This window comes from Aeromonas sp. 96A (genome assembly GCF_051919165.1).
Taxonomy (GTDB): Bacteria; Pseudomonadota; Gammaproteobacteria; order Enterobacterales; family Aeromonadaceae; genus Aeromonas; species Aeromonas veronii.
Map to the genome: position 1 here is coordinate 2,649,201 of NZ_JBQBFE010000001.1, position 24,894 is coordinate 2,674,094.

Genomic DNA, 24,894 nt, shown 5'->3' on the forward strand with positions numbered 1-24,894 from the left:
GATTTTTTGCGATGTTTTCCCGCATCCAACGCTTCAGTAAAGGTCATCCGCATGCCGCAACAGATCCAGCGTCAGGGCGTCATCTACGCCCTGTGCGCCTATACCCTTTGGGGCATAGCCCCCATCTATTTCAAGACCATCTCTGCCGTCCCAGCCGCCGAGATCCTGACCCACCGGATGATCTGGTCCTGCGTGCTGCTGATGGTACTCACCCTGGCAGGACGCCAGTGGCACAAGGTGCAGGCGGTGCTGCGCCAGCCAAAAGTGTTGCTCACCCTGGCGTTTACCTCGGTTACCGTCGGCGGCAACTGGCTGCTGTTCATCTGGGCCATCAACAACGGCCATATGCTGGATGCCAGCCTCGGCTACTACATCAACCCGCTGTTCAACGTACTGTTGGGAATGGTGTTTCTGAGCGAGAAGCTGCGCCGCCTGCAGTGGTGGGCGGTGGCGCTGGCCTTTGCCGGGGTGGCCATCCAGCTTATCGCCTTTGGCTCCTTGCCCTGGATTGCGCTGGTGCTGGCGTCGAGCTTTGCCATCTATGGGCTGGTGCGCAAAAAACTGGCCCTCGATGCCCTCACCGGTCTGCTGATCGAAACCATGATCATGCTGCCGCCAGCGGCCATCTATCTGTGGGGCTTTGCCGACAGCCCCACCAGCCATCTCACCCAGAACGACTGGCACCTCAACCTGCTGCTGATCGCCGCAGGCGCCGTCACCACGGCCCCCCTGCTTTGCTTCACCGCCGCCGCGACCCGGCTCAAGCTCTCCACCCTGGGCTTCTTCCAGTACATAGGCCCCAGCCTGATGTTTATCCTCGCAGTCACCCTCTATGGGGAAGCGCTGGCGATGGACAAACTGCTCACCTTCGCCTGCATCTGGAGCGCGCTGGTACTGTTCAGTCTGGATGGGCTGCGCAGCGGCAAAGCCGCGCCAAGCCGGACCTGACACCGCCTCACCATCAGCGACCCCGGCTCATAGGCCGGGGTTCTTTTTCGTGCCACCAGCGGCCTTCTGACTGCGACTTCCCCTTCTCCAGAGCCGACTGACCATCAACAGACCACACCCGAGTCTCACTATCCCGCCAGAGAGCTATGCTATCCATGAACGGAGCCGAATGGAGGCAACATGCTCAAGCACATTCACGACAGATCCCTGCTTTTTGGTCAGGTTCTGGGGATCATGGTCATTATCACGCTGATCTCCATCAGCTTTTTCGGGCTTTATTCGGTCCGGAGCGCAGCCGATCAGATGGGACAGGGGAAGGATGTGGTAGCCGATATTCTGCCGCCGCCTCTCTACCTCATCGAATCCCAGTTGCAGGTCTACACCCTGCTCCATGCCAAACCGGAGGAGCGGGAGATCCTGCTGCAAACCCTCACCCGGCTTCAGCAAGAGTTCGAGATCCGTAACCGCTTCTGGCAAGAGAGCAGCCTGAACGAGCCCCTCAGGGTGCTGCTGCAGGGGGAGCAAAAAGTGCAGGGGGAACTGTTCTGGCAGTTGCTCAACGACAAGTTTGTCCCCGCCATCAAGGCGGGGGATCTGGCGCAGGCGGGCGCGATTGCGGCACGCCTGCACACCCTCTATAACGCCCACCGGCTAGGGGTGGACACCACCGTCATCCGCGGCAACCAGTATGCCGCCGAGCAGATGGCCCATCTCGCCAACACCACCCGACTCTGTTACGCCCTGCTGTTGTGCGCTGCGCTGCTGGGGGCAGGGCTCATCTTCTGGCTGGGACGCCCCACCCAACAGCGACTGCTGGCCGCTGGCAAGGCCACCGCCGCCATCGCCGAAGGGGAGTTGAACCGCCCCATGCCGGAGCCGGGGCTTGATGCCATCGGCGAGCTGATCCGCCAGATCGGGGCCATGCGTGACCAGCTGGCAACCCTGGTGGAGTCCCTGCAGCGCAGCGCCAGTACGCTGGATGATCGCGCCACCAGCCTGACCGCCATGGCACAACGGCACACCGATGACAGTCAGGCTCAGGTCGGGGCGGCCCACCATATCGAACAGGCCATCGAACAGCTCACCCACTCCATTGAACAGGCGGGTAGCCAGCTGCATCAGGTGGGGGAGCAAACCCTGCAGTCAGCAGAGCGGGCACAAGAGGCGACACTCGCCATCCACACAGTGGAACAGGTGATCGGGGAGCAAGTCATGGGAGTGAAGCAGGTCTCCCATACCATTTCGGATCTGGCTGGCCTCTCGCAGCAGATTGCCGGGCTGGCGGGCGCCATTCACGATATTGCGGAGCAGACCAATCTGCTGGCGCTGAACGCCGCCATTGAAGCGGCGCGGGCAGGTGAACAGGGACGCGGTTTTGCCGTGGTAGCTGATGAAGTACGCTCGCTGGCGACCCGCACCGGCAGCGCCACCACCGAGATCAACACCATCATCGGCAAGATCCAGGATGTCAGCCTGCGCGCCGCCAGCGAGATGGATACCGAGCTGGCCCGGGTCGAACAGGCGGTCACTCACACGATGACAGCGCGCCAGAGCGTCGCCCGGATCGCGCAGAGCTGCGAGGAGATCAATCAGCGCATCGCTCAGGTCGATCAGTTGATGAGCGATGAGACCCGGCTGGTGCAAGGGATCCACCATCAGGTCGGGGAGATGTCGCGGTTGGCGGCCGAGGCCAACCAGAGCGCCAGTCAGGCCGCCGAAGAGGCGACCATGGTCGCCCAGCACGCCCGCATCCTGAGCAGACAGACTCACCACTTCCATCTCGACACCACCCGCCATTGATCCCCGGCGCTGACGGGAGTCAGCGCCCCCCCTTTTTCTCTGCACTGGTTAAATGGGTAGCATTAGACTCCATGAGGGAATAGGATCCGCCCCTCTGAAAACCAACTGCAAGGATCAACTGACATGACTCGAAAATGGTCGCTCCCCATCGTGGCAATCGCGGGGGGAGCGTTACTCTGGCTTGGCAATACTTTTGGTATGAAATGGGCTCTGATGGCCCTGATCGGATTCGGCTTCGGCTTCACCCTCTCCTTCAGCCGCTTCGGCATCGTGTTCGGTTGGCGCGAGATGCTGACCAAGCGCAACAGTTACTACGTGCGGGTTCACCTGCTCACCATCGCCATCGAGATTCTGCTGTTCACCACCTTCCTCTCCTTTAGCCACGCCCTGTTTGGCGATGCCATGGTGGGTAACGTGATGGCTATCGGCATTCCTTTCATCGTCGGTGCCTTCCTGTTCGGCATCGGCATGCAGCTGGCAGGCGTCTGCGCCACCGGCACTCTTTATTGCTGCGGCGAGGGGCAACCCCGCTTCTGGCTGGTGCTGATCTGCTACGGCATCGGCACCCTCATCAGCAACCAGTTCCGCCCCGAACTGGAGGCTACCTTCTCCAGCCATGTGGTATTGGCCCGGGATCTGACCGGCAATATCTGGAGCGGCATGCTGCTCAACCTGGCGCTGGTCGCTGCGCTGTTCCTGCTGTTTCGCAACAGCGAACTCAAGCGTACCGGCGAGCTCAAGCCCCTCTTCAGCGGCGGCAACCTGTTCTGGCGCGATGGCCGCTTCACCGTGCTGACCGGCGGCATCATCATCGCCCTGCTCAACTCGTCTGTGGTCGCTCTACACGGCTCGGCCTGGACCATCACCGGCGCCGTCTATGACATGGCGCTGCGCGGCGCCTCCCTGTTCGGCCTGTTCGAGGGCAACCCCAAACTGGCCCAGCCGCTCTTCATCAACCCCATGGTCGGCATGTTCTGGCTCGGGATTCTGGGGGCCATGCTGGCGCGCTGTTTGAGTGGTGGCGGCAACTTCGCCCCGATGCGGATCGGCAACAGTCTGGCCTCCATCCTCGGCGGCCTGCTGATGGGGATGGGCGCCATGTACGCCGCCTGCAACCTCGGCGGCTTCTTCGATGGCACTGCGTCTGGCAGCCTGCACGGCTGGGTCTGGATGTTGATGGCCCTGGCTGGCAGCCTGATCGGCATTCGCCTGCGCCCGCTGTTCGGGCTCTGAGGCTCGATATCGTAAACACCCCATAAGAAACGGGAGGCTAAGCCTCCCGTTTTTACATTTATTGCTCCCGTCGCTCTGCTTATTGGACAGGCTGGGAAACCCCTTCCAGATGAATTTCCACCCGGCGATCCGGTGCCAGACAGGCGATCAGCTCTTGCTTGGAGCGGCTGGCACAGCTGTTGCCAGTGACCGGATTGGACTTGCCACGCCCCTCGACCCGTACCTTGTCGGCATACAAGCCTTTGGATACCAGATAGCTGGCCACGCTCTGAGCCCGCTTCTCGGAGAGGGCCAGGTTGTAGTTGTCGGAACCGATGCGGTCGGTATAACCGATGACAGTTGCGACACCATCTTTCGGATTGGCCGCCACAATCTGGCTGAACAGGGCATCGAGCGCCTGATTGGCAGCCGGTTTCAGGGTCGCCTTGTTGAACTCGAACAGCACATCGGAACTCAGGCTGAAGGTTTTGGGCTCAACCACGGCTACAGGTGCCGGTTCGGCTGCCGGAGCGGGCGCCGGTGCAGCGACCTCGCCACCTTGCTGACCGAAGCGATAGAGCATCCCGAACGAGATCAGGCCGTTATCCATCTCGATACCGGAACGATCGAGAGAGGCATCTCCCAGAGGCGTGGTGTACTGGTACTCCAGACGGGCAGCCCAGTCACGATCGATGGCGTATTCGGCACCCAGCGCACCAACGAAGGCGGCGCCATGCTTGTTACCACTTTCCTTGATGAAATCGGTAGCAGTGCGGGCTGATAGCTCACTATTGGTCCAGGCATAGCCACCACCAATCCGGCCATACAGATCGAACACATCGTTAACCGGGAAGCTGATCTTCATGGTGGCCTGAATCATCTGGCTCTTAGCTTCGCCTTCGATCTTGACCCCACTCATCTCACCGGATGAGGTGTACTTGCCAAACCAGTCATAACCCAGCTCAAACGCCAGATTAGGGTTAACCTGGTACCCGGCAAACGCCCCCAATCCAAGAGCATCTTGGCTAGTACCTGTGTTGCCGAGCGCTCCCAAGGTGCTGGAAACCACCTGCTTCTGATCGACGTCAAAATACTTTGACCAACCGGCCTTGCCACCGGCGTACCAAGTATTGTCCTGAGCGGCGGCCTGTACGGCTCCGGCCGCCAGCAAGCCACTGACCAATACGGCAAGCATGGATTTATTCATATTTTCGCCTCTGCAATAAGTCGTTATGGGCGCCTGAGTGCGCACTTTCCCTGTGTGAAGCCGTCAGGCGGCCTCTCCGCTATTCAGGGTATCCCATCCGAACGCAGCCTCAAATGACCAGCAGCTCAGGAGTGTGAAGCAGCCTGCATTATCGCGGTATCGTCGGCCAAAATGGTCTTTGCCAGCATTCTGGCCTGCTCCAGCGCCAGTGGCTGCTGATAGCTGTGAGCCATCACGATCGCCCCCTCCAGCAGCAGGCAAAGCCCGGTCGCCTGACCCAGAGAGCAATTGAGCTGGTTTATCACCCAACCCAGCAACGCCTGCTTGTGCGCCATCACCAGCTTGCGCACCGGATGACGCGGGTCGGCAAATTCGGCGCTGGCGTTGATAAAGTTGCAGCCATAGAAATCAGTGCGGCCAAACCATTCTGCGAAACCATCAAACAGCGCCTGCAGGCGATCTTCGCGTCCGGTCACGTCGGCCAGCCGTTGGTCAAGCAGGGCGAAGAACTCCCGGTCACGAGCGAGCAGCACCGCCTCAATCAAGGCATCCTTGGTCGGGAAGTGGCGATAGAGGGTACGCTTGGTACTCCCCGCCTCGGCCCAGATGCGATCTATGCCGGTGGCATGAAAGCCATGACGGTTGAACAGACGGTAGGCCGTCGCCACCAGTTGTTGACGCTTCTCACTCATGATTTGCCTCTTGAAGTACACCGATCTGTCTACCTAATGTGCCTAATCAGTTCTGGCAAACCAAGAGGAAAGCATGATGACAAAATGGTATGGCCCGTTATGGGCAGGTGTGGGCGCCGCACTCACCATCGGCATATTGGGATGGCTCAATCTGAGCTGGCATGTCGCGCTAGTCATGGCACCTTTCGGGGCCAGCTGTGTGTTGTTGTTTTCCCTGCCAGATAGTCCGCTGGCGCGCCCCAAAAACGTGCTGGGCGGTCACCTGCTGACGGCCTGCGTCGGACTGGTTATCGGCATGCTTCCCCTCCCCGCAGAAGTGCAGATGGCTCTGGCAACCGGGCTGGCCATCGCCCTGATGCAGGGACTGAATATTCTTCACCCTCCGGCTGGCGCCAATCCCTTGCTGATCCTGATGACAGGACAAGAGCCAGCATTCCTGTGGCAAACGGTGCTGCCCGGTACCCTGCTAGTGATGGCGCTGGCCCATGGATTTCAATGGCTCAGACCGAAGTTCCCAATTGCAGCCTAAAAACTGAGGGAGGCCAACGCCTCCCTCCTTCTTCATAGCGATCTCGCCATCAACTAGCCAGGAATAACCGGTAGGCGGGGTCGTCGCTCACCTCTTTCCAGCCGTAGCCAATCTCGCGCAGGTAGTCGTGGAAGGCTGCCACGTCCTCGTCCGGCAGCTCGAAGGCGCAGAGCACTCGGCCGTAGTCGGCACCGTGGTTGCGGTAGTGGAACAGGCTGATGTTCCAGCGACAGCCCAAGGTCTCGAGGAAGCGCATCAGGGCGCCAGGCTGCTCCGGAAACTTGAAGCTGTAGAGACGTTCACCGAGGGGCCGGGCCGGGCGGCCGCCAATCATGTAACGCACGTGGTTCTTGGCCAGCTCGCTCTCGGTCATGTTGACCACCGGATAGCCGTTGCCGCCGAGCTGATCGATGATCTGGCCCAGCTCCTCGTCACCGCCGGTGAGGCGCACCGAGACGAACAACGACGCCTGCTCGGCATCGGCGTAGCGATAGTTGAACTCGGTCACCATGCGCGGCCCGAGCTGACGGCAGAAGTCGAGGAAGGCCCCCTTGCGCTCGGGGATGGTCACCGCCAGCATGCCCTCGCGCTTCTCGCCGATCTCGCAGCGCTCCGACACATAGCGCAGGCTGTGGAAGTTGACGTTGGCGCCGGAGAGAATGGCCGCCATCCGCCCCCCTTTGACTTGCTCCCGCTCGCTGTAGGCCTTCAGACCGGCCAGCGACAGGGCCCCCGACGGCTCGGCAATGGCGCGGCAGTCATCGAAGATGTCTTTGAGCGCGGCGCAGATCTGGTCGTTGGAGACGGTCACCACCTCGTCCAGATACTGGTTGCAGAGGCGGAAGGTCTCCTCGCCGATGCGCTTGACCGCCACCCCGTCGGCAAACAGCGAGACCCGCTCCAGATTGACCGGCTCGCCAGCAGCCATGGCTGCCTTGAGACAAGCGGAGCCTTCAGCCTCCACCCCGATCACCTTCACATCCGGCAGCAACTGCTTGATATAGACCGCCACCCCGGCAGCCAACCCGCCACCGCCCACCGGCACAAAGACGTGAGTGAGGTGGGTATCCTGCTCCAGCAGCTCCTTGCCGATGGTGCCCTGCCCGGCGATCACCTCAACGTCGTCAAACGGCGGGATCAGGGTGTAGCCCTCAAGCGTGGCGAGGCGGCGACTCTCGCCATAGGCCTCGTCGAAGCTGTTGCCAAACAGCATGACGTTGCCGCCCTGACGGCGTACCGCGTCGATCTTGATATCCGGCGTGGTCTTGGGCATCACGATGATCGCCTTGATGCCGAGCTTGGCGGCCGACAGGGCGACCCCCTGCGCGTGGTTACCTGCAGAGGCGGCGATAACGCCGCGCGCTTTCTGCTCCTCGGTCAGGGTGGCGATCTTGTGGTAGGCACCGCGCAGCTTGAAGGAGTGGACCGGTTGCAGATCCTCCCGCTTCAGGCTGACGTGATTGCCGAGCCGCTCGGAGAGTTTCTTCAGGGTTTGCAAAGGGGTGACTCGCGCCGCCTCATAGACGGGGGAGAGCAACACCTTGCGTAGATAATCCGCCGCAGAAACCATGATTTATTCCCCCAGCATCGAGCGATCGCGCACTGCGCCTTTATCGGCGCTGGTGGCGAACATGGCGTAGGCGCGCAGGGCAAAGGAGACCTGACGCTGACGATCGAGCGGCTTCCAGCCACGGGCTTCCACGGCGACACGGCGGGCAGCCAGCACGCTGTCGGCCACCTCCAGCACCATGCTGCGGGCCGGGATGTTGATGCTGATGATGTCGCCATCCTCCACCAGACCGATAGTGCCGCCGGAAGCAGCCTCCGGCGAGACATGGCCGATAGAGAGACCCGAGGTGCCGCCGGAGAAGCGGCCATCGGTGATCAGGGCACACGCCTTGCCGAGTCCCATTGATTTCAGATAGGTGGTGGGATAGAGCATCTCCTGCATGCCCGGACCCCCTTTCGGCCCTTCGTAGCGGATCACCACTACCTCGCCTGCTTTCACGGTACCGTCGAGGATGCCGCTCACCGCGCTCTCCTGACTCTCGAACACCCGTGCCGGGCCACGGAAGGTGAGGTTCTCCTCATCCACACCGGCAGTCTTGACGATGGCGCCGTTGACCGCGAGGTTGCCGGAAAGCACGGCGAGGCCGCCCTCCTGGCTATAGGCGTTGTCCAGCGAACGAATGCAGCCTTCTGCTCTGTCCAGATCCAGCTCCGGCCAGCGGCAATCCTGACTGAACGCCTTGGTGGTGCGGATCCCGGCCGGACCGGCGCGGTAGAAGTCCACCACCTCCTGACTCGGCTGGCGGCTGACGTCATACTCATTGAGCTGTTCGACGAGGGAGCAACCCAGCACGGTACGGGTATCTCCATGCACCAGACCCGCTTTTTCCAGCTGGCCCAGAATGGCGACCACACCACCGGCACGGTGCACATCTTCCATATGGTATTTCTGGGTGGAGGGCGCCACCTTGCAGAGCTGTGGCACCTTGCGCGACATGCGGTCGATATCGGCCATGGTGAAGTCGACGCCCGCCTCCTGCGCCGCCGCCAGCAGGTGCAGCACGGTATTGGTGGAGCCGCCCATGGCGATATCGAGCGCCATGGCATTCTCAAACGCCGCCTTGGTGGCGATATTGCGCGGCAGGGCGGTCTCGTCATCCTGCTCATACCAGCGTTTGGCCAGGGTCACGATGCGCTGACCCGCCAGCTTGAACAGCTGCTCGCGATCGGCGTGGGTCGCCAGCATGGAGCCGTTGCCCGGTTGGGAGAGGCCGAGCGCCTCGGTCAGGCAGTTCATGGAGTTGGCGGTAAACATGCCGGAACAGGAGCCGCAGGTGGGGCAGGCACTGCGCTCCACCTGTTCGCTCTGGGAGTCCGATACCTTGGGGTCGGCACCCTGGATCATGGCGTCCACCAGATCCAGCTTGATGATCTGGTCGGAGAGCTTGGTCTTGCCCGCTTCCATCGGGCCGCCGGAGACGAAGATCACCGGGATGTTGATGCGCAGGGCGGCCATCAGCATCCCCGGGGTGATCTTGTCGCAGTTGGAGATACAGACCATGGCGTCGGCGCAGTGGGCGTTGACCATGTACTCCACCGAGTCGGCGATAAGCTCGCGCGATGGCAGGGAGTAGAGCATGCCGCCGTGGCCCATGGCGATGCCGTCATCCACGGCGATGGTATTGAACTCCTTGGCGACACCGCCCGCGGCTTCGATCTCCCGGGCCACCAGCTGGCCGAGATCCTTGAGGTGGACGTGGCCCGGCACGAACTGGGTGAAGGAGTTGACCACGGCGATGATGGGCTTGCCGAAATCCTGATCGGTCATTCCGGTGGCACGCCACAGGGCGCGGGCCCCGGCCATGTTACGTCCGTGGGTGGTGGTGGCGGATCTCAACTTCGGCATGTCTCTACTCCCTGAATGCCCAGCGGGCTCATTATCTTTGGAAATGAAAAAGTGACTCTCGGATCGGGAATCGATCCTGGTGAGGGCACAGCGCAGTGCCCTGACCGGAAGCGACTCGGGGAGGCATGACGCCTCCCCTCTCTCATCAGTCGTTGACGGGCGTCAGCCAGCCCCACTTGTCTTCGGTCTGGCCATTGAACAGGCCGAAGAAGGCGTTTTGCAGCTGCTCGGTCACCGGGCCACGGCTGCCAGCTCCCACTTTCATTCGATCAACGGAACGCACCGGGGTCACCTCGGCGGCCGTGCCGGTCATGAAGATCTCGTCTGCGACATACAGGGCCTCGCGGGGCAGCGCCTGCTCGCGCACCTCGTAACCCAGATCGCGGGCCAGCGTCATGATGGTGTCGCGGGTGATGCCGGGCAGGATGGCGGCAGTAGCGGGCGGGGTGAACAGCACGCCGTTCTTCACCAGGAACAGGTTCTCCCCCGCCCCTTCACTCAGGTAGCCGTTCACATCCAGCGCCAGCCCCTCGGCAAAGCCATTGCGCTTGGCCTCGCGGCTGATCAGCTGGGAAGAGAGATAGTTGCCGCCGGCCTTGGCGCCGGTGGGAATGGTGTTGGGAGCGAGCCGGTTCCAGGAGGTGACACACACATCCACCCCGTTTTTCAGCCCCTCCTCCCCCAGATAAGCGCCCCAGGGCAGGGCGGCCACCATCAGGTCGGCCTTGGCATCCAGCGGCGGGTGCAGCCCCAGCCCCACGTTGCCGACAAAGGCCAGCGGGCGCAGATAGCCGCTCTTCAGGCCGTTCTCGCGCACCACGGTGCGGCAGGCTTCATTCACGTCGGCCTCGCTGTAGGGAACGTCCATCCAGTAGATTTTGGCGGAGTCGAACAGGCGGCGGGTGTGCTCCTGCAGGCGGAAGATGCAGGTGCCCTTGGGGGTGTCGTAGGCACGTACCCCTTCGAACACCGAGGAGCCGTAGTGCAGGGCGTGGCTCATCACGTGCACCTGGGCATCCTGCCAGGGCACCAGTTTGCCGTTGAACCAGATGTATTGGGGGTGAGTGGCGGATTGGGAAGGCTGTGACATTGGCTTGGCTCCTTAAGCTCTGATCCGGGGTTGCTGTTCAAGTGCATCGACCCGGGAAACGTCCACCAGCTTCACCAGCTGGCTCCACAACTGCTGGATGGGACGCACCGACTCGACAGTAACCGTGATCCGCAGTTGTTGGCAATCCTGCTCCATGTTGAGGGCGCAGAGGTTGAAACCTCGGTGACGAACCACCCGCAGCACCCGCTCCATCACTTCGGGTCTGGGCTGGGCATGGATTTGCAAGGTATTGAACTGACTCATGGGCGTTGCTCCATCATCTGGTGGTTGGCGACTCCTGGCGGAACCAGGGGCCAGACGTTTTCTTCCTCTGAAATGGCCACATGCAGCAGGTAGGCACTCTCGCTGGCCAACAGGCGATCGAGGGCGCCGGCTATCTGATCCTTGCATGTGATGGTTTCGCCGGGGATGCCGAAGGCGGCAGCCAGGGCGATGAAATCGGGGTTGTCGGAGAGGATGGTCTCGCTGTAGCGGCCGTCGAAGAACAGCTCCTGCCACTGACGCACCATGCCGAGGCGCTGGTTGTCCAGCAGCACCATCTTCACCTTGAGCTGGGCCCGGCGGATGGTGCCAAGCTCCTGCACGTTCATCATGAAAGAGCCGTCACCGCTCACCAGCACCACTTCATCCTCCGGGCGCGACATCTTGGCGCCGATGGCGGCGGGCAGACCAAAGCCCATGGTGCCGAGACCGGCGCTGGAGAGGTGGTTGCGTGGGCTGGTGAAGCGCATGTGTTGGGCGACCCACATCTGGTGCTGACCCACATCGCAGGCCACCACGCTGCTCTCCGGCAGCCGAGCAGAGAGCTGCTTGAGCAGAGCCGGGGCATAGATGGCCTGACCCGGATGGTCGTAGCGAAACGCATATTCGCGGGCCATGGCGGCACAGTGTTCACGCCAGGGGGCAATGTCGAGAGTCATGGCGAGGCGCGGCAGCACCTGTTTGAGATCCGTGGTGATACCCACCTCGGCGGCGCGGCGCTTGCCGAACTCGGCGGCATCCACATCGAGATGGATCACCTTGGCTTCGGGGGCGAACTCCTCCAGCTTGCCGGTCACCCTGTCATCGAAACGGGCGCCCACCACCAGCAGCAAGTCGCACTGCTGCACCGCATAGTTGGCCGCCTTGGTGCCGTGCATGCCGAGCATGCCCAGATAAACAGGGCTGTCGGGGTCGAGTGCGCCGATCCCCTTGAGGGTGGTGACCGCAGGCATGCCGGTTGCGGCAGCAAAGTCACGCAGCTGCTGCTCGGCATTGGCCATGCCCACTCCGCCACCGACGTAGAGCACCGGACGCTCGGCGGCAGCCAGCAGGGTGCGGGCTGCGGTCAGCTCCGAGGGGGTGAGCGCTTCCGGCTCTTCCACCGCAAACAGCGGGCTCTGGGGCGGCACGGCAGCCAGCTGCACATCCTTGGGCAGGTCGATCAGCACAGGCCCGGGGCGACCTTCAGTGGCGATGGCGAAAGCTTCTGCCAACACCCGCCCCAGATCAGCGGCATCAGTCACCATAAAGGAGTGCTTGGTGCAGGAGAGGGACATGCCGAGCACGTCGACCTCCTGAAATGCATCGGTGCCGATGGCGGAACAGGGCACCTGACCGCTGATGGCCACCAGCGGCACCGAATCGAGCAGCGCCTCTGCCAGACCGGTCACCAGATTGGTGGCGCCGGGGCCGGAGGTAGCGATGCAGACCCCCACCTGACCGGAGGCGCGGGCGTAGCCCACCGCCGCCATGGCGGCGCCCTGCTCGTGGCGGCAGAGCTGATGGGCCAGACCACCGTCATACAGGGCATCGTAGACCGGCATGATGGCCCCGCCCGGGTAACCAAACACCTGGGTCACACCCTGTTTCTTGAGAGCCTGTACCAAAAACTGCGCGCCGTTCATGTGGAAAATCCTGTCCTTTGGTCGAAAAAAAACCCCCGAGCTGTGAGGCTCGGGGGTCGCTTGTTTCGTTCTGTCCGGTGGTGGGTCTATCCCTTGTTCCGTGCAGCTAAACGAGCCCCGAGCGGTGAGATAATAATCACCACTAGGACCACAATAATGCTGACGAAACGGGAGGCCATGTTCATAGTTACAACCGGAAATCCTGTGAAATTGGGGCGGTTTCTACCGCGAATGGCTATTAGAACTAGCACGGTGATTTTTATTGGGCAAGCCTTTTTTCTGTGACAACCCACTGATTTTGGCTATTCCCCAGCCGAAACTCTGGAATAAAAAACCAACAACAAGCAGTTAGTCAGAACATATATCAACTCAAGGACGGGATTTATGTCATTAGCTGTGGTTTATAGCCGTGCCAGCCTCGGGATCGCGGCCCCGCAAGTTACAGTGGAAGTTCACCTCTCCAACGGCCTGCCCGCCTTCAACATGGTCGGCCTGCCGGAAACCTCGGTGAAAGAGTCTCGGGATCGGGTGCGCAGCGCCCTGCTCAACGGCAATTTCGAGTTCCCGAGCAAACACATCACAGTCAATCTGGCCCCCGCCGACCTACCCAAGGAGGGAGGCCGTTTCGATCTGGCCATCGCCATCGGCATTCTTGCCGCTTCCAAGCAGATACCTGCAAAATATCTGCTCGATCACGAATTTTTAGGGGAATTGGCCCTGACCGGAGAGATCCGCCCTGTGCTCGGGGTGCTGCCCGCCGTGCTCGCCTGCCGGGATGCGGGGCGCACCCTGCTGGTACCACGAGAGAACGGCCCGGAAGCCTCTCTCATTCAGGATGCCGAGGTGCGCACCGCCCACCAACTGCTGGCCGTCACCGCCTGGCTGGCAGGCCAATACGAGCTGCCGCTGCCGGATCCCCAAAGCGCGGAGAGCCTGCCCGATGTACCGGACCTGCAAGATGTGATCGGCCAGTCTCAGGCCAAGCGGGCGCTGGAGATCGCCGCCGCCGGCAGCCACAACCTGCTGTTCATCGGCCCGCCCGGCACCGGCAAGAGCATGCTGGCGAGCCGATTGCCCAGCATCTTGCCGCCGCTCAGCGAGCAGGAGGCGCAGCAGACCGCCGCCATCCACTCCATCGGCGGCCTTACTCCGCGCGCCGGTCGCTGGCACCACAGACCCTATCGCACGCCCCACCACAGTGCCTCCGCAGTGGCGCTGGTGGGTGGTGGCAGCCACCCGCGGCCCGGCGAAATTTCGCTGGCCCACAACGGGGTGCTGTTTCTCGACGAGCTGCCCGAATTCGAGCGCAAGGTGCTCGACTCCCTGCGCGAGCCGCTGGAAACGGGCCACATCACCATCAGCCGGGCCGCCCGTCAGGTCGATTTTCCCGCCCGCTTCCAGCTGGTCGGCGCCATGAACCCCAGCCCCTGCGGCCACTATGGCGATGGCCAGACCCGCTCCAGCCCGGATCAGATCCTGCGCTACCTCGGCAAGCTCTCCGGCCCCTTTCTCGACCGCTTCGATCTGACTGTGGAAGTGCCACTGCTACCCAAGGGGAGCCTGACCGGCAAGGCGGAGCGGGGGGAGTCTAGTCAGCAGATCCGCGAGCGGGTACTGGCGGCGCGAGAGCGCATGCTGAGTCGTAACGGCAAGCTCAACAACCTGCTGGATAGCCGTGAGATAGAGGATATTTGCCGCTTATCACCGCAAGATGCCGAATTTTTGGAGAACGCCATCCAGAAGCTGGGGCTCAGCATCCGGGCCTGGCATCGCATCCTGCGGGTGTCACGCACCATCGCCGATCTGGCCGGGCAACCCGCCATCGGCAAGGAGCATCTTATCGAGGCACTCGGTTACAGGGCCATGGACCGGCTGCTGTCGCGACTGCGCAGCAGCTGACAGGAGGGAAAAGGGTGAGTCCGACCCCGTAACGGCTCTGAATGGTCTCACGGGCAATCGGCTGATATTATGGCCACAGATCTGACCACTTGATGGCCCTTTATCGACAGCAAGACGGACCCGACTCATGCCCAACAAGCTGACAGAGCGACTGCGCGGCAGCCTCTCCACCCTGCTCTATTTTTTCAACACCCTCTTCTGGTTTGTCCCCATCTTCTCGCTGGGTCTGCTCAAGCTCCTGCTCCCCCTCAAGGGGTGGCGCACCCTCTGCAACTGGCTGCTGGATGGCTGTGCCAGCTGCTGGATCGGTTTCAACAATCTGATCCAGAAAACCATCATCAAAACTCCTTTCGAGGTGGTCGGAGTGGACAAAGGGCGCCGGAATGAGTGGTATATGGTGATTGCCAACCATCAATCCTGGGTCGACATACTGGTACTGCAGCGGGTTTTTAACCAAAAAATCCCCTTCCTGAAGTTTTTCCTCAAGAAAGAGCTTATTTGGGTACCTTTTCTCGGCCTGGCATGGTGGGCGCTCGACTTCCCCTTCATGCGGCGATATTCCAGGAAATTTCTGGAAAAGCATCCCCATCTGAAGGGAAAAGACATAGAAACAACCCGTAAAGCCTGTGCCAGGTTCCGCCACATTCCGGTGAGTGTGATGAACTTCGTCGAAGGCACCCGCTTCACCAAGGGCAAACATCAGAAGCAGGGTTCGCCCTATCGTCACCTGCTCCACCCGAAAGCAGGCGGCATCGCCTTTACCCTGGCAGCCATGGGTGACCAGTTGCATCAACTGGTGGATGTCACCATCGCCTATCCGGACGGCATTCCCAGCTACTGGGACTTCATGTGTGGCCGGGTCGGGCAAATCAAGGTTCAGGTCCGCTATTTGCCGATCGACCGCAAGCTGGTGGGGGATTACTTCAATGACCCCGAGTTCCAACAAGAGTTTCAACAGTGGTTGAACGGGATCTGGCACGAGAAGGACCAGACCCTGAGCCAACTGCTGGCAACCAAGGCGCAGTAAACATTCATGCTATCCCTGCTTCCCGGCCCGCTGATGCTGATCATCAGCGCGGGCCTGACCATCCTTTTCACCGCCTTGTGCGCCAGCCTGATCCTGCTGGTGTCGCTGGCCAAACTAGTACTGCCGATCCCGGCCTTTGGCCGCACCTGCAGCCGCCTCAACAACCGCTTCATGCGTCTGTGGCTGGCCTGCAATGCGCTGGTGATCCGCCTCACCACCCGTATTGACTGGCAGGTGGAGGACAATACCAAGCTGCGCAAGGATGGCTGGTATCTCATCATCAGCAACCATATGAGCTGGACCGATATCGTGGTGCTCGGCCACCTGTTCCGCGATAGGCTGCCGGTGCCCAAGTTCTTCATGAAGCACGAGCTGATCTACATCCCGCTGCTGGGGCTCGCCTGCTGGGGGCTCGATATGCCCTTTATGCGCCGCTATTCGAGAGAGTTTCTGTTAAGAAATCCCCATCTGCGCGGCAAGGATATCGAGACCACCCACAACGCCTGCGAGAAGTTTCGCCACATCCCCACTACCGTCATCAACTTCGTGGAAGGAACCCGCTTCACCGAGCAGAAACGGGATGCGGCCCGCTCCCGCTATCGTCACCTGATGCCGCCCAAGGCGGCGGGGCTGGCCTTCACACTGGCCGCCATGGGCGAACAGTTCGACAGCCTGATCAACGTCACCATCCGCTATCCGGACAACGCCGAGACCCCGTTCAAGGACTTCCTGATGGGGCGGGTAAAACGCATTCAGGTGCGGATTGAGGAGCTGCCGGTGAATGAGCAGCTGATAGGAGATTACTTCAACGACAAGCAGTTCAAGCGCGGTTTTCAGGAGTGGCTAAACCAGCGCTGGCAGGAGAAGGACGAGGTGCTGGAGGGGTGGCAGAGCGGTCAGGTGCCGCTGCCGGTTGTCGCCAAATCCGGGGAGGAATCCAAAGAGAGCGCAGAAGCCAACTCGGCCAACTGATCTTCGGAAAAGACTGCAATCCCGTGGCGGCGCAGCAGGGCAGTGGTCTTGCCCTCGCCCGCCACAGAGACCCCTTCGAAGCGGCCGTTATAGATACGGCCGCTGCCACATGAGGGGCTCCCCTCTTTCAGCAGGGCGAAGCGAATGCCCTGCGTCTGACAGATTTCCAGCGCCAACTCGGCGCCGCGATCAAACTCGGCTGTCACATCCATCCCGCTCGCCGTCACTACGCGCTCGCCCTGTCGCTCGGCAGGAGGGCGCGGAGTTGGCAAACCGCCCGCCACTTCGGGGCAGAAGGCCAGCACCCGCCCCTCGGCACCCAGCGCACTCAGCGCACTCAGCCAGTCGCTGACAATCCCCTTGCTCTGGCCGTCGTAACGCACCGGCTGACCCAGCAGGCAGGCACTCACCAGCACCTTGTGCACGCTGGTCTTACTCATGCTTTGCTCCCCCACTGACTAAAACCTGGGCCATCGTAACGCAACGAACATAGATGACCCAGCAGGCAGGCACTCACCAGCACCTTGTGCACGCCGGCCTCACTCACGCTTCCGCTCCGTGCATCACCTGATCGAACATCACGCAGCAGGGGCTCTCCAACCGGTAGAGGATGGCGGGGCGCTGTTTGCCGGTGCGCTTGCGGCCGGTATCCACCAGAATGTCGGCACGATGAATCCGCTTGCGAAAGGCGGCCGTATTCATGGGTGTTTGCAGGATGATTTCGAAGGCGCGCTGCACCTCGGAGAGGGTGAACTCGGGCCCCAGCAGTTGCAGCGGCAGGGTGCTGTAGCGGCTCTTGATCCGCAGCCGCTCCAGCCCCTTGGCGATAAGCTGGACATGGTCGAAGGCGAGGCTCAGCCCCGGCAGGTTGGCGAGCGGGTGCCAGCAACCGTGGATCGCTTCCACTTCCGGATCCACCAGGCAGAGATAGACCAGGGTCGTGGACCAGCCGCGGGGATCCCGCTCCAGATTGCCGAGGGTGCAGACCTGCTCACTGTAGCAGTGACCGAGCCCCCACTCCGCCAGCAGGCGGCGCTGGGCGGCATCGAGATCCCGATCCCGGGTCTCGTCGATGCGCAGCGCAGGCAGTTGCCAGCAGTGGGCATAGGGGGGGCGATCGCGGGTCTCAAGCAGCAGCTCGAGCCGCTCCTCATGCAACCGCAGCACCACCATATCCAGACTCATTCTCAGCATGCCGATCGCCCTGCTCGCCTTCCATTAATGTTTGGTAGATAATATCACACGAATAGTATGTGCAGGAGCCAATCATGGGAACCGTCGCCAGCCTGGATATTGATGCGCAGAAGGGCTTTACCCCCCTCTGCCCGAACGAACTGCCCGTTGCGGGCGGTGATGATATTGTGGCTGCGCTCAACGCTCAGGCCACCCTCGCCACGCTGCGGATCGGCAGCAAGGACTCTCACCCCGCCAATGCCGACTGGGCCGTCTCTGACCCCGCCGGCATGCTGCTGCCGCTGGACCTGCCCAATGCAGACCTCACCTGGCCGGTGCACTGCGTACCGGGCAGCAAGGGCTTTGAGCTGCTCGACGGCCTGCCCGCCCCCATCGACTATGACTTCTTCGTCTGGAAGGGGGTCGAACCGGATCTCCATCCCTACGGCACCTGCTTCCACGACCTGGCCGAACGGCGCAGCACCGGACTCATCGAATTCCTGCAAGCCCGCCAGGTCGATACCGTACTGGTCGGCGGCCTCGCCACCGACTACTGTGTCAAAACCAGCGTGCTGCAACTGCGCCGCGCCGGTTTCCGGGTAATCGTCCATCTCGATGCCTGCCGTGGCATCGCCCCCGCGACGGTTGCCAGCGCCCACACCCAGATGATCGAGGCAGGGGCCGAACTGGCCCAGACCCTGATCGATGTACAACGCCTGCTGGACGCCTGATATGCCCGCAATCCTCACCAGCCTATCCGATAGCGGCTCCTGCAATTTAACTATGCAACTGGCGTTCGCTCGCCTGCGGGGAGCCTGATATGCCACCGATTCTTACCAGCCTGCTCGACACCGACGCCTACAAGCTGCATATGCAGCAGGCGGTGTTCCATCGCTATCCGGATGCCGAGGTGGTGGCCGAGTTTCACAGCCGCAATGAAGAGGATCTGCTGCCCATGATGGGGCAGATCGAGGAGCAACTGCGCCTCGCCGGTTCCCTGCGACTGACCAAGCCAGAGCTCGATTTTCTGGCCGAGCGTCCCTTCTTCACCCCTGACTACCTCGACCACCTGCGCCGCAAGCCACTCGACGCCTCGCTGCTCAAAGTGTTCGAGCAGGATGGCCGCATCAATGTGCGGGTCGAGGGCCCCTGGCAGGATGTGATCCTGTGGGAAATCCCGGTGCTCGCCATCATCAGCGAGATGCGCAACCGCTTCCGCTACCCCCAGTTCGGCGTCAGCCACGCGCTGGAGCGGCTCGATCAGAAGATCGACAAGCTGGAGAAGGAGCTGAGCAGCGACGAGATGAGCGAGTTTAACCTCATCGACTTCGGCACCCGCCGCCGCTTCTCTCACGCGGTACAGGATGCGGTAGTGGGTCGCCTCAAGGAGCGGCTGCCGGCGTTTCGCGGCACCAGCAACTACATGCTGGCCCAGAAGTACAAGCTGCCCGCGGTCGGCACCCAGGCCCATGAGTGGTTCCAGGCGCACCAGCAGCTTGGCTTCCCGCTGGAGCACAGCCAGCGCGCAGCCCTCACCAGCTGGCTGGACGAGTTCACCGACCATCTCGGTATCGCCCTGACCGACTGCATCACCATGGATGCCTTCCTGCGGGACTTCGACTTCGAGCTGGCCAGCAGCTATCAGGGCTTGCGTCACGACTCCGGCGATCCCGTGGTGTGGGGCGAGAAGGCGATCAGCCACTATCAGCGTCTCGGCATCGATCCTACCGACAAGACCCTGGTCTTCTCCGACGGGCTCAACCTCGACAAGGCGGTGCAGCTGTTCCGTCACTTCCGTGGCCGCATCAATACCAGTTTCGGCATCGGCACCAAGCTCACCTGCGATCTGCCCGGTGTCAGCCCGATGAACATCGTCTTCAAGCTGATCGAGTGCAATGGCGGCCCGGTTGCCAAGATCTCCGACAGCCCTGGCAAGACCCTCTGCCGGGATGCAGAGTTTATCCGCAACCTCAAACAGGCGTTCCACGTCGGGGTCTGATCTTCCCGACAATCAGAAAACAAAAAGCCCGCCGGTTCACACCAGCGGGCTTTTTTATCGACTCAAGGGGTATCAGTCTTTCTTGGCCAGCAGGAACTGCACCAGCTTGTTGAACTGCTCTTGAGAGGTGATGGATTCAATCTTCACCATGTACTTGCCGTTCACCAGGAAAGCCGGTACACCGCGAATGTTGTAGCTCTCGGTGTTGCGATCGAACTGGGAGACCATGCCGGAGACGGCAAAGCTGTCGACGGCACCGTCGAACTCTTCAGCCGGTACGCCGTTGTCCACGAAGATCTTCTTCACGTCATCACGGCTCATCGGCGGCTGACGCTGGGTGTGGATCTTGGTGAAGATGGCCGGAGTCAGCTTGGCTTCGGCATTGAGCAGGCTGGCAACAGCGTAGGCACGCTGCATCTCGGGGCCCATCTCGCGACCGAGGAAAGCAACCGGGTTCTTCTTGAGGGGCACACCCTCTGGCAACCCGGCCTTCAACTGTTCAACGATCGGTTCGAAGGTAGCGCAGTGCGGGCAGTAGTAGGAGAAAAACTCCATCACTTCCGGCTGAGCACTGCCAGTCTGTTTGACCACATCGTAGTTGACGCCTTCCTTGAACTCGGGGGCGGCGTGAACCATGGGGATCATCAGCATGGCAGCAAGGAAAAATAGAACTTTTTTCATGATGTTTCCTGTTAAGGGATCACTGTGAGGCACGCCCGGCGAACCGAAGCAGTGCCAAGCCTATTGTTTCGCCATGCTGACGTCAATGGTCAGTGCCGGAGATCGAGTCCCCCTTGCCGCGCAAGATCCCTTCTATTTCACCAGTTTGGCATCAGACTCAACGGCGGCGCCTTGAGTGCCTCCAGCTGATCGTGCAGTGTCGCAATCTGCTGGCGCCAGTAGTGATCGGTATTGAACCAGGGGAAGTGACGGGGGAAGGCGGGATCTTCCCAGCGCCGCGCCAGCCACGCCATGTAGTGAACGATGCGCATCGCCCGCAGCGGCTCGATCAGCGCCAGCTCCCGCGAGTCGAACTCCATAAACTCCTCGTAGCCCGCCAGCAGGGTGTCGAGCTGGATCTGCTGCTCGTGGCGCTCGCCGCTGAGCATCATCCAGAGATCCTGAATCGCGGGGCCGGTACGGCAATCATCGAGGTCGACAAACATGGGGTCATCGCGCCACAGGATGTTGCCCGGGTGGCAATCGCCATGCAGGGAGATCTGCGCCACATCAAGGGTCATGGCGTCGCTGACATGTTTAATCAGCTCGTCCAGCACCCCGAAGAATTGCTTCGCCAGCCCGCTTGGCAGCCATTCGCCAGACGCCAGCAGCTGACGCGGTTCATGCAGCATACTCTCCACATCGAGCCGCACCCGATGGTGAAACGGCTTGCTGGCGCCGATCTGATGAATGCGGCCGAGGAAACGCCCCACCCACTCCAGCTGGTCGAGGTTATCCACCTCGAACTGGCGGCCACCGACGCTCTGCCAGATGGCAAAGGGGTAGCCCTCGTGCTCCAGCAGGGTCTCGCCTGCAAAGGCGAGCGGCGCGGCGACCGGGATCTCCGCCTCTGCAAGACGGGTGGCAAACTCATGCTCCTCGAGGATCTGGGCCCGGCTCCAGCGGCCGGGACGGTAGAACTTCACCACATAGCGGCGACGATCCTCATCCTGAAACTGGTAGACCCGGTTTTCGTAGCTGTTGAGCTCGATAAGGCCGGAGTCGAGCCGCAGGCCACTGAGATCGAGCGCATCCATGATGAGGTCGGGATTGAGGTCGGAATAGTTGAAACGCATGTCATCCACCATAAGAAAGGGGCGCCGTTGCGCCCCATTCTATCACTACTACCCGCCATTGCCGTGCTCGCTGGTGACCGGACTGGTGTCACGCCCGGCCCGCAGCCACACGCAGTTACAACCGGCTGATAAACTTGCTGCCCTGGCGCAGGTTGCCCTTGCTGTCATCGGGCGCAGCCCCCTCCCGTTTCAGCACGAACTGGATATCCAGCGCCGGCCGTTTCAGGTTGTAGGGATCGACCGCCAGACTGACCGGCAGGGTGTAGATCTCGCCCGCCTTCAGGGTCACTTCACGGGGGCCGAACCACTGATACTCGGGCAAGCCCTCCACATCCAGCTGGTAGGTCTGGGACTGCAGGGTCTTGTTGAGGATCTTGAGGGTGTAGGTGTTCTCAATCAGCCCCTCGCTGTTTTCGCGGAACAGCTGGTTGCGATCCCGCAGGATATCGAGCCCCATCGGCATGATGGACATGGCGTTGTAGACAAAGACCCCCAGCATCACCGCCATCACCAGCCCGTAACCAATCAGCTTGGGCCGCGCCACATGGGTGGAGTCGTTGGCCAGCTTGTGCTCTGTGGTGTAACTGATGAGCCCTTTCGGGTAGCCCATACGTTCCATGGTCTGGTCGCAGGCATCGACGCAGGCACCGCAGTTGATGCACTCGTACTGCAGGCCGTCGCGGATATCGATACCGGTCGGGCAGACCTGTACACAAAGATCGCAGTCGATACAGTCACCCAACCCCATCGCCTTGGGATCCGCCTTGCGGGAGCGGGCACCACGGGTCTCGCCACGCTTGGTGTCATAGCCGACGATGAAGGTGTCCTTGTCGAACATGGCGGACTGGAAGCGGGCATAGGGGCACATGTGGATACACATGATGGCACGCATCCAGCCAGCGTTGCCGTAGGTAATGATGGTGAAGAAGATCACCCAGAACAGCACCCATCCGCTGGCCTGCAGGGTGAAAAGGTCCGGCACCAGTTCAGTTACATCCTGGAAGTAGGCGACGAAGGTCAGGCCGGTCACCAGCGAGATCGCCAGCCAGGCCAGATGCTTGGCCCCCTTGCGAGCCAGCTTCTCGCCGCTCCAGGGCGCCTCGTCCAGCTTGCGCCGTTTGTTGGCGGGCCCTTCCAGCTTCTCTTCAAACCAGATGAACATGAAGGTCCAGACCGTCTGCGGGCAGAGATAGCCACACCAGACCCGACCGAGGAAGGTGGTAATAAAGAAGAGTCCGAAGGCGGCGATCATGAAGAGCCAGGCGAGCAGGGTCAGATCCTGCGGCCAGATGGTGGCGCCAAAGATATGGAACTGCTGGTGACCGAGGTCGAACAGCACCGCCTGTCGCCCGTCGTAACGCAGCCAGGGCAGCAGCACGAACAGCGCCACAAAGAACCAGCCCATGGCCTTGCGCATCCGCTGCCAATACCCTTTCTGGGCCCGCACATAGATGCGGTTGCCCGGGTTGAATCTGTCGTCGCTGGCTTTGAACGTATTGGGGTTGAAGGTCCCGGTTACGCCCTTGTCGGTGACGTCCTTGATATCGATTTTATCGTGGTCGGCCATTGCAAGACATCGCTCCCTTATTTGTTATGGAGCGGATTATATCTTAAACAGCATGCTAATTGTGTGGATTAGATGTATCTAATATTGGGGTTGGATCGCAATTTTCGGCAACAAAAAAGCGCATCACCCCGAGGTGATGCGCTTCCGCTAAAGATTCACTTGATTCCGCGCGCCTTGAGTAGTGCCTCTTTGAAATCGGGCACATGATCCTTGGCCAGACCGGGGATCATCGCCTGCTTGTCGGATTCCCGCATCTTGAGGTGATAGATCAGCATGTCGTCGGTCAGCTCGGACAGAGGCCCTTCAAATCCCGCTTCTTGGGCCAGTTTGGCAACAAACTGCACCAGGCTGAGATCCTGTTCCTTGATCCAGGCAGGCTGCAACAACTCCAGCAGCTCTTCGATACGATGACATTGCATAGACAACCTCTTTAATCTGTCACGTTAAATTCAGGCAACCTTACCCATCAAGGCTACTTCGATTCGATCCCGCCCATTATGCTTGGCCTGATACAGGGCCGCATCCGCTTTTTGGATCAAATCGGCGATTTTCATGCTGTTGTCCGGTATCAGTGTCGCAACACCAAAACTACATGTGACCCGACCGGAGACCAGCGATTTCTGGTGCGGGATGGCCAGCTCCTTGAGCGCCTGCCGCACATTGTCCGCCACCTGCAACGCCCCCTGCATGCCGGTGCAGGGCAGCAGCAAGGCGAACTCTTCGCCCCCGTAACGGGCCGCCAGATCGTCCTCGCGCCGCTCCACCTCGGCCAGCAGCCCCGCCACCTGTTGCAGGCAGTCATCCCCCAGCTGATGGCCGTAGAGATCGTTGAACTGCTTGAAGTAATCCACATCCACCAGCACCAGCGACAACGGCGCCCGGGCGCGATGGCAGCGCCGCCAGGCCCGCTCCAGAGAGTCGTCGAGATGGGCGCGGTTGGCGATGCCGGTCAGGCCGTCGAGGCGGGAGGTGAGACGCAAATGCTCGGAGACCGCCTTCAGTTCGGCAACCAGTTCGGCGTTCGAGAAACGGTGGTGGAGCGAGGCGATCTGATCCCGCCGCATCCGGCGCAACAGGGTCGGCAGAAAGACAAACAGATAGCCCGCCAGCATGCAGGAGACGATCCGCTCCTGCTCGTTGCCATTACCCAGCTCGAACAGCATCGCCATGCCCAGCGGCAGGGCGGAACCATAGAGGGTACGGCGGCTGCCAAACAGCATGATGGCGCTGCCGGTAAGAATGAGGCTGGAGAGCATCATCATGGCGGCCCGGTAGGTATCGGGCAGCTTGTCCATGTAGAGCAGCACCCCGAGGGCCCAGATGATGGAGGTGATGGTGGCTCCGATAAAGAGCTCCCGCTCCAGCACCGGCAGCGGTGTCTGGTGCAGGCGGGCTCGGCGCCAGCGCAAGTGCCAGCCCCGAGCCAGCAGCCACAGGAAAGTGCCTGCCAGCCAACCGAGCGCTTCGATGGCGGGTAGATAGTCGTGAAACAGCAGACTCCAGCCAAATGCCAACACGCCCAAACAGGGGAGACTGAACGATGCATGGGTATAGAGCTGGGCCATGATGGCCTGCTTAACCTGGCGTGTCACACTCTGGGTCAACTGAGTACTCCTGTACAAGAGCCGAGCAGTCTACCATTACCCCCTGACCCGCAACAA

The 24,894-nt window shown here is 61.3% G+C and carries 23 protein-coding genes; 9 read left to right on the plus strand and 14 right to left on the minus strand.

Annotated features, from left to right (window positions below):
• Nucleotides 1-51 precede the first annotated feature (51 nt).
• The 3 genes from rarD (at nt 52) to ACTG2W_RS12170 (ending at nt 3,981) form a co-directional block, all read left to right on the plus strand.
• Nucleotides 52-948, plus strand: coding sequence for an EamA family transporter RarD (rarD, locus tag ACTG2W_RS12160; RefSeq protein WP_005356175.1), 897 nt, complete (start codon nt 52-54; stop codon nt 946-948).
• Nucleotides 949-1,128: 180 nt separating this feature from the next.
• Nucleotides 1,129-2,748, plus strand: coding sequence for a methyl-accepting chemotaxis protein (locus tag ACTG2W_RS12165; protein WP_106844314.1), 1,620 nt, complete (start codon nt 1,129-1,131; stop codon nt 2,746-2,748).
• Nucleotides 2,749-2,871: 123 nt separating this feature from the next.
• Nucleotides 2,872-3,981: a YeeE/YedE thiosulfate transporter family protein gene (locus tag ACTG2W_RS12170; RefSeq protein ID WP_236296521.1), complete on the plus strand. Its 1,110-nt coding sequence runs from the start codon at nt 2,872-2,874 to the stop codon at nt 3,979-3,981.
• A 79-nt stretch (nt 3,982-4,060) separates the two neighbouring features.
• On the opposite strand, the gene ompA is transcribed toward ACTG2W_RS12170, so the two are convergent.
• Entirely contained in the window at nt 4,061-5,167 is a 1,107-nt protein-coding gene (ompA, locus tag ACTG2W_RS12175; RefSeq protein WP_127007163.1) for a porin OmpA, read from the minus strand.
• 125 nt (nt 5,168-5,292) lie between these two features.
• Nucleotides 5,293-5,859: a TetR/AcrR family transcriptional regulator gene (locus ACTG2W_RS12180; protein ID WP_128834714.1), complete on the minus strand. Its 567-nt coding sequence runs from the start codon at nt 5,857-5,859 to the stop codon at nt 5,293-5,295.
• A 76-nt stretch (nt 5,860-5,935) separates the two neighbouring features.
• On the opposite strand from ACTG2W_RS12180, the gene ACTG2W_RS12185 reads away from it, so the two are divergent.
• Complete coding sequence (locus tag ACTG2W_RS12185; RefSeq protein WP_279462298.1) at nt 5,936-6,388, plus strand: HPP family protein; 453 nt, start codon at nt 5,936-5,938, stop codon at nt 6,386-6,388.
• A gap of 49 nt (nt 6,389-6,437) precedes the next feature.
• Here the strand turns inward: ACTG2W_RS12185 and ilvA are convergent, their stop codons facing one another.
• From ilvA to ilvG, 5 genes are all read right to left on the minus strand, one after another.
• A complete protein-coding gene (gene ilvA / locus ACTG2W_RS12190; RefSeq protein ID WP_106844317.1) occupies nt 6,438-7,958 on the minus strand; it encodes a threonine ammonia-lyase, biosynthetic in 1,521 nt (506 codons plus the stop codon).
• A 3-nt stretch (nt 7,959-7,961) separates the two neighbouring features.
• On the minus strand, nt 7,962-9,803 hold the full coding sequence (gene ilvD, locus ACTG2W_RS12195) for a dihydroxy-acid dehydratase (RefSeq protein ID WP_128834712.1): 1,842 nt from the start codon (nt 9,801-9,803) through the stop codon (nt 7,962-7,964).
• Between the two features lie 145 nt (nt 9,804-9,948).
• Nucleotides 9,949-10,893 carry a branched-chain amino acid transaminase gene (locus ACTG2W_RS12200; protein ID WP_128834710.1) on the minus strand — a complete coding sequence of 315 codons (945 nt, stop codon included), beginning with the start codon at nt 10,891-10,893 and terminating at the stop codon, nt 9,949-9,951.
• A gap of 12 nt (nt 10,894-10,905) precedes the next feature.
• Nucleotides 10,906-11,157, minus strand: a complete 252-nt coding sequence (gene ilvM, locus ACTG2W_RS12205) for an acetolactate synthase 2 small subunit (protein WP_005306810.1) — start codon at nt 11,155-11,157, stop codon at nt 10,906-10,908.
• Nucleotides 11,154-12,800 (minus strand): acetolactate synthase 2 catalytic subunit, encoded by a 1,647-nt coding sequence (gene ilvG, locus ACTG2W_RS12210; RefSeq protein WP_245148204.1) that lies wholly within the window; start codon nt 12,798-12,800, stop codon nt 11,154-11,156. The genes ilvM and ilvG overlap by 4 nt, the downstream gene beginning before the upstream one ends.
• Nucleotides 12,801-13,184: 384 nt before the next feature.
• Between ilvG and ACTG2W_RS12215 the strand changes: the two genes are divergently transcribed.
• From ACTG2W_RS12215 to ACTG2W_RS12225, 3 genes are all read left to right on the plus strand, one after another.
• Nucleotides 13,185-14,699 (plus strand): YifB family Mg chelatase-like AAA ATPase, encoded by a 1,515-nt coding sequence (locus tag ACTG2W_RS12215; protein WP_245148205.1) that lies wholly within the window; start codon nt 13,185-13,187, stop codon nt 14,697-14,699.
• 127 nt (nt 14,700-14,826) lie between these two features.
• On the plus strand, nt 14,827-15,726 hold the full coding sequence (locus ACTG2W_RS12220; protein WP_005339610.1) for an acyltransferase: 900 nt from the start codon (nt 14,827-14,829) through the stop codon (nt 15,724-15,726).
• A gap of 6 nt (nt 15,727-15,732) precedes the next feature.
• A complete protein-coding gene (locus ACTG2W_RS12225; protein ID WP_440016236.1) occupies nt 15,733-16,698 on the plus strand; it encodes an acyltransferase in 966 nt (321 codons plus the stop codon).
• Here the strand turns inward: ACTG2W_RS12225 and ACTG2W_RS12230 are convergent.
• On the minus strand, nt 16,623-17,138 hold the full coding sequence (locus ACTG2W_RS12230; RefSeq protein WP_440016237.1) for a DUF523 domain-containing protein: 516 nt from the start codon (nt 17,136-17,138) through the stop codon (nt 16,623-16,625). The two genes, ACTG2W_RS12225 and ACTG2W_RS12230, sit on opposite strands and share 76 nt — an antisense overlap.
• 103 nt (nt 17,139-17,241) lie before the next feature.
• Nucleotides 17,242-17,892 (minus strand): NUDIX hydrolase, encoded by a 651-nt coding sequence (locus tag ACTG2W_RS12235; protein WP_440016238.1) that lies wholly within the window; start codon nt 17,890-17,892, stop codon nt 17,242-17,244.
• Between the two features lie 74 nt (nt 17,893-17,966).
• Between ACTG2W_RS12235 and ACTG2W_RS12240 the strand changes: the two genes are divergently transcribed.
• Both ACTG2W_RS12240 and pncB read left to right on the plus strand, forming a co-directional pair.
• Nucleotides 17,967-18,602, plus strand: a complete 636-nt coding sequence (locus tag ACTG2W_RS12240) for a nicotinamidase (protein WP_005356142.1) — start codon at nt 17,967-17,969, stop codon at nt 18,600-18,602.
• Between the two features lie 89 nt (nt 18,603-18,691).
• Nucleotides 18,692-19,870 carry a nicotinate phosphoribosyltransferase gene (pncB, locus tag ACTG2W_RS12245; RefSeq protein ID WP_005339605.1) on the plus strand — a complete coding sequence of 393 codons (1,179 nt, stop codon included), beginning with the start codon at nt 18,692-18,694 and terminating at the stop codon, nt 19,868-19,870.
• A gap of 72 nt (nt 19,871-19,942) precedes the next feature.
• On the opposite strand, the gene ACTG2W_RS12250 is transcribed toward pncB, so the two are convergent.
• From ACTG2W_RS12250 to ACTG2W_RS12270, 5 genes are all read right to left on the minus strand, one after another.
• Nucleotides 19,943-20,551, minus strand: a complete 609-nt coding sequence (locus tag ACTG2W_RS12250) for a thiol:disulfide interchange protein DsbA/DsbL (protein WP_005339604.1) — start codon at nt 20,549-20,551, stop codon at nt 19,943-19,945.
• 137 nt (nt 20,552-20,688) lie between these two features.
• Nucleotides 20,689-21,678 (minus strand): serine/threonine protein kinase, encoded by a 990-nt coding sequence (locus ACTG2W_RS12255; RefSeq protein ID WP_440016239.1) that lies wholly within the window; start codon nt 21,676-21,678, stop codon nt 20,689-20,691.
• 103 nt (nt 21,679-21,781) lie between these two features.
• Nucleotides 21,782-23,233 (minus strand): cytochrome c oxidase accessory protein CcoG, encoded by a 1,452-nt coding sequence (ccoG, locus tag ACTG2W_RS12260; RefSeq protein WP_005357450.1) that lies wholly within the window; start codon nt 23,231-23,233, stop codon nt 21,782-21,784.
• A 155-nt stretch (nt 23,234-23,388) separates the two neighbouring features.
• On the minus strand, nt 23,389-23,652 hold the full coding sequence (locus ACTG2W_RS12265) for a YihD family protein (RefSeq protein ID WP_005339598.1): 264 nt from the start codon (nt 23,650-23,652) through the stop codon (nt 23,389-23,391).
• Between the two features lie 30 nt (nt 23,653-23,682).
• A complete protein-coding gene (locus ACTG2W_RS12270) occupies nt 23,683-24,837 on the minus strand; it encodes a GGDEF domain-containing protein (protein WP_179902785.1) in 1,155 nt (384 codons plus the stop codon).
• Between the last annotated feature and the right edge of the window lie 57 nt (nt 24,838-24,894).